This window comes from Brevibacterium sp. (assembly GCF_022712115.1).
Taxonomy (GTDB): Bacteria; Actinomycetota; Actinomycetes; order Actinomycetales; family Brevibacteriaceae; genus Brevibacterium; species Brevibacterium salitolerans.
The window spans coordinates 1-4433 of the sequence record NZ_JALAHB010000080.1 but is presented as its reverse complement, the minus strand read 5'-3'; the positions used below and the strand labels follow the sequence as shown (position 1 = coordinate 4433).

Below are 4433 nucleotides of genomic sequence, written 5' to 3'. Positions count from 1 at the left end.
GCGGGGGCCTGCGTGCGCTCCCTCACCTCCGGCCGACGAACCAGGCCTCGAGCTTGGTGATCCTGTCACGGATCTGCTGCGGGGTGGCCTCCGCGACCGCGGGGCCGCCGCAGGCCTTGCGCAGCTCCACGTGCACCGTGCTGTGGGGCTGCCCGGTGCGCCGCGACCATGCGCCCACCAGGCTCTGCAGGCGGTTCCGGTCCTCCTTGAGCGCGCGGTGCTCGAACTCGTCCGTGGCCGGGGTGGCCGGCTCCACGACCTCGCGCGAGCGGCGCGAGAGCTGCTCGGCCTGGTGCTTGCGCAGCAGCGCGGAGACCTGGTCCGGTTCGAGGAGCCCCGGGATGCCGATGAAGTCCATCTCGTCCTCGGAGCCCACCGCCCCGCCCGCGCCGAACTCGCCGCCGTCGAACAGGACCTTGTCGAAGCTCGCCTGCGAGTCGAGCGCCTCGAAGGAGCCCAGCAGATCGTCGCTCGCGCCCTCCGCCCGGTTGGCGCGTGCGAGTTCGTCGTCGTCGAAGGTGATGAGCCCCTCGTCGTCCGGATCCGGCTTGCGGTCCAGGGCGTGGTCGCGCTGCTCCTCGAGGGAGTTCGCCAGGGCCATGAGGATCGGCACGCTCGGGAGGAACACCGAGGCCGTCTCGCCTCGCTTGCGCGCACGCACGAAGCGGCCGATCGCCTGGGCGAAGAACAGCGGCGTCGAGGCCGAGGTGGCGTAGACGCCCACGGCGAGGCGGGGCACGTCGACGCCCTCCGACACCATCCGGACGGCGACCATCCAGCGCCGTGTGGAGTGCTGGAACTCCTCGATCCTGCCGCTGGCGCCGTCCTCGTCGGAGAGCACGACCGTCACGGGCTCGCCGACGATCTCCTTCAGCTGCTTGGCATAGGCGCGCGCGGCCGTCTGGTCCGTGGCGATGACGAGCCCTCCGGCATCCGGCACGGTGCGCCGCACTTCCGTGAGCCGTTTGTCCGCGGCCCGCAGCACCGCGGGGATCCATTCGCCCTCCGGGTTGAGCGCCGTGCGCCACGCCTGTGAGTGGATGTCCTTCGTGGCCTCCGCACCCAGCACGGCCGACATCTCGTCGCCCGCCTTGGTCCGCCAGCGCATCTCCCCCGCATAGGCGAGGAACAGGACCGGGCGGACCACGCCGTCCTTGAGCGCCTCGGCGTATCCGTAGGTGTAGTCGGCCTTGGAGGTGCGGATGCCCTCCGCGTCCTCCTCGTACGTGACGAACGGGATGGGAGAGGTGTCCGAACGGAACGGCGTGCCGGTGAGGGCCAGGCGCCTCCGCGCGGGCTCGAACGCCTCACGCACGCCGTCGCCCCAGGAAAGCGCATCGCCGGCGTGGTGCACCTCGTCGAGGATCACGAGGGTCCGGGCCGCCTCGGTCCGGTTCCTGTGCAGGGCCGGCTTCGCCGCCACCTGGGCATAGGTGAGCGCCACTCCGTGGAAGCCGGGGGCATGGCGTCCCTGGGCGTTGCGGAAGTGGGGATCGAGCTTGATCCCCACCCGTGCAGCGGCGTCCGCCCACTGCACCTTGAGGTGCTCGGTGGGCGCCACCACGGTCACCCGGTCGACGATCCGCTGTGCAAGCAGCTCCGCCGCGAGCCGCAGCGCGAACGTCGTCTTGCCGGCGCCCGGGGTCGCCACCGCGAGGAAGTCCCGCGGCGACTGTGAGAAGTACAGTTCCAGGGCCTCGGCCTGCCATGCGCGCAGCTTGCCGGCAGTCCCCCACGCGGCGCGCTCGGGGAAGGCTGGCGACAGCTGCTCAGCGGCATGGGTGCCGGGAACACGCTGTGCCGTCATTTACTCCTGCGGCCCTTCGGGCATCGACTCGAAGATCTCCCGGCAGCGCGGGCAGACGGGGAAGCGCTCGGGATCACGCGTGGGCACCCACACCTTGCCGCACAGCGCCACCACCGGGGTGCCGTTGACCATGGCCTCCATGATCTTGGCCTTGGGCGCGTAGTGGGAGAAGCGCTCGTGGTCGCCGGGCTCCGTGAGCTGTTCCTGTTCGAGGCGGTCGAGTGTCGCAGCGCCGCCGCCGGCGGGATAGGTTTCAGACATGGCACCCATTCTAGATCCGTCCGCGCGGCGACACGCCTCCCCCGCGACCGAGGTGGCTCACACCGCCGAGGAGTACCGCCGGCTCGCAGGTCTCTTCCCGCGCCCGGTGGCGGTGCTGGGCACGACGCGCCACGGCCTGCGCCAGGCGATCACGGTGGACTCCTTCCTGGACGTCTCCTACGACCCGCCCACGATGGCCGTGAGCGTCTACTCCGGCTCACGCATGGCCGAGACCCTCGAGAGCGCCGAGACCTGCGCGCTGAGCATCCTCACGGCGGAGCAGAAGGGCATCGCACAGTGGCTCGGTGAGCCGGGGCAGCCGCTGCGCGGCCTCCTGGACTCCGTGGACACTCTGGACGCCCCGTCCGGCTCCCCCGTCATCTCAGGCTGCGCCGCATGGTTCGACCTCAGGATCGTCCAGCGCCTCACTGCGGCCACCCACGATCTGCTCGTGGGCGAGGTGACTGCGATGGGGCCGCAGTCCGCTCCGCCGGTGCCGCCCCTGGTGCACTGGGCCGACGACTACCACCGCCCCGCGCCCCGCTGAGACGCCGCGGTCCCCGCTGCACCCTGCGAGGCAGGGGCAACGGGGACCGCCGGGGAGGGCCCCGGAGCTGTGCCGGGGACGCAGTAGGACCCGCTCGCTCAGTGGCGGGTCCCGGTGAATCGGATCAGACGACGCCCTGCGCCACCATCGCACGCGCCACCCGCTGGAAGCCCGCGATGTTCGCACCAGTCACGTAGTCGCCGGGGGAGCCGAAGTCCGCCGCTGCACGCGCACACGCCTCGTGGATGCCGGTCATGATCTCGTCCAGCTTGGCGTCGGTGCGCTTGAAGCTCCACGAATCCCGCGAGGCGTTCTGCTGCATCTCCAGCGCAGACGTGGCGACACCGCCGGCGTTCGCCGCCTTGCCGGGGCCGAACAGGATACCGGCCTCGTTGAAGACCTTGATCGCACCGGGGGTGCAGGGCATGTTCGCGCCCTCCGCCACGGCCACGAGCCCGTTCGAGACGAGGTTCTTGGCGCTCTCCTCATCGAGTTCGTTCTGCGTGGCGCACGGCAGCGCGATGTCGACGGGAAGGGTCCAGACGTTGCCGGCTGCGTGATAGGTCGCGGTAGTCCGCTCATCCGCATAGACGGAGATCCGCTCGCCGCGCTGGAACTTGATCTCGGTGAGGAGGTCGATGTCGAGACCCGCCGAGTCGTAGACGTAGCCCTGGGAGTCCGAGGCGGCGACGACCGTGGCACCGAGCTCCTGCGCCTTGAGCGCCGCGTGGATCGCCACGTTGCCGGACCCGGACACGCTCACGGTCTTGCCCCGCAGATCGAGGCCCCGCGAGGCCAGCATCTCCCGGACGAAGTAGACGAGGCCGAACCCGGTCGCCTCGGTTCGCACCATGGAACCGCCGTAGTCCAGGCCCTTGCCCGTGAGGACGCCGGCCTCATACCGGTTGGTGATCCGCTTGTACTGACCGAACATGTATCCGACCTCGCGGCCGCCCACGCCGATGTCGCCCGCAGGCACATCCGTGTGCTCCCCGAGATGGCGGTACATCTCCGTCATGAAGGACTGGCAGAAGCGCATGATCTCGTTGTCGCTCTTGCCCTTGGGATCGAAGTCGGAGCCGCCCTTGCCGCCGCCGATGGGCATGCCAGTGAGGGCGTTCTTGAAGATCTGCTCGAAGCCGAGGAACTTCACGATCCCCAAGTAGACGGTCGGGTGGAAGCGGAGACCGCCCTTGTAGGGACCCAGCGCGGAGTTGTACTCGACACGGAAGGCCCTGTTGATCTGCACCTTGCCGGAGTCGTCGACCCACGGGACACGGAAGATGATCTGGCGCTCGGGCTCGCACAGGCGTTCGATCACGCCGGTGTCCACCAGCTCGGGGTGGCGGTCGGCGACTGCGCCGAGGCTCTGGAACACTTCATGCACGGCCTGGTGGAACTCGGATTCCCCGGGGTTCCTGTGCAGGACGGTCTCATAGATGGGCACAAGTGCGGGATGAAGTGACATGGACGCGAGTGTATAGCCGAGAGCGCCGGATCCATGCAGGGCATTCGGATGATGAGACACGATTTGCGAATGACGCCGTATGGATGTAACGACACATGAGGGTGTCCCCCGAAAGGCTGCTCTCCAGCCATACCAGGACCAGCCACACGATCCCACCCACCACAGCACCGAGGTTCATTCCCTCCGTGACGAGGGGACTGCCTGAAACTCCCGTGAATGAGGGGAGGCCCCCACACCACACACCCCCACAAACAGGGGGGCATGCAGCATGAGGGCCTCAACCCAACCAACGAATATTGCGGCAGTGACTTACTCTCCCACACCCACAAAAGTGCAGTACCATCAGCGCT

General features: G+C 69.0%; 4 protein-coding genes. 1 reads left to right on the top strand and 3 read right to left on the bottom strand.

Features of this window, described 5'->3' with window-relative positions; all coding sequences use genetic code 11:
- Window positions 1-22: 22 nt before the first annotated feature.
- Window positions 23-1807 (bottom strand): DEAD/DEAH box helicase, encoded by a 1785-nt coding sequence (locus tag Q0A33_RS04965; protein ID WP_291794003.1) that lies wholly within the window; start codon window positions 1805-1807, stop codon window positions 23-25.
- Window positions 1808-2068, bottom strand: a complete 261-nt coding sequence (locus Q0A33_RS04960) for a DUF3039 domain-containing protein (RefSeq protein ID WP_291794001.1) — start codon at window positions 2066-2068, stop codon at window positions 1808-1810.
- Between Q0A33_RS04960 and Q0A33_RS04955 the strand changes: the two genes are divergently transcribed.
- The gene (locus Q0A33_RS04955; protein ID WP_291793998.1) at window positions 2067-2615 is read left to right on the top strand and encodes a flavin reductase family protein; all 549 of its coding nucleotides are present in this window, start codon (window positions 2067-2069) and stop codon (window positions 2613-2615) included. The genes Q0A33_RS04960 and Q0A33_RS04955 overlap by 2 nt on opposite strands.
- A gap of 124 nt (window positions 2616-2739) precedes the next feature.
- Here Q0A33_RS04955 and gdhA read toward each other — a convergent pair whose 3' ends face one another.
- Window positions 2740-4083, bottom strand: coding sequence for an NADP-specific glutamate dehydrogenase (gene gdhA, locus Q0A33_RS04950; RefSeq protein WP_291793995.1), 1344 nt, complete (start codon window positions 4081-4083; stop codon window positions 2740-2742).
- Between the last annotated feature and the right edge of the window lie 350 nt (window positions 4084-4433).

What these genes read in the sequence shown, in the direction of transcription:
- Q0A33_RS04955 (WP_291793998.1), top strand. Translation starts at nt 2,067, where the DNA reads ATGGCACCCATTCTAGATCCGTCCGCGCGGCGACACGCCTCCCCCGCG.
- gdhA (WP_291793995.1), bottom strand. Translation starts at nt 4,083, where the DNA reads ATGTCACTTCATCCCGCACTTGTGCCCATCTATGAGACCGTCCTGCAC.
- Q0A33_RS04960 (WP_291794001.1), bottom strand. Translation starts at nt 2,068, where the DNA reads ATGTCTGAAACCTATCCCGCCGGCGGCGGCGCTGCGACACTCGACCGC.
- Q0A33_RS04965 (WP_291794003.1), bottom strand. Translation starts at nt 1,807, where the DNA reads ATGACGGCACAGCGTGTTCCCGGCACCCATGCCGCTGAGCAGCTGTCG.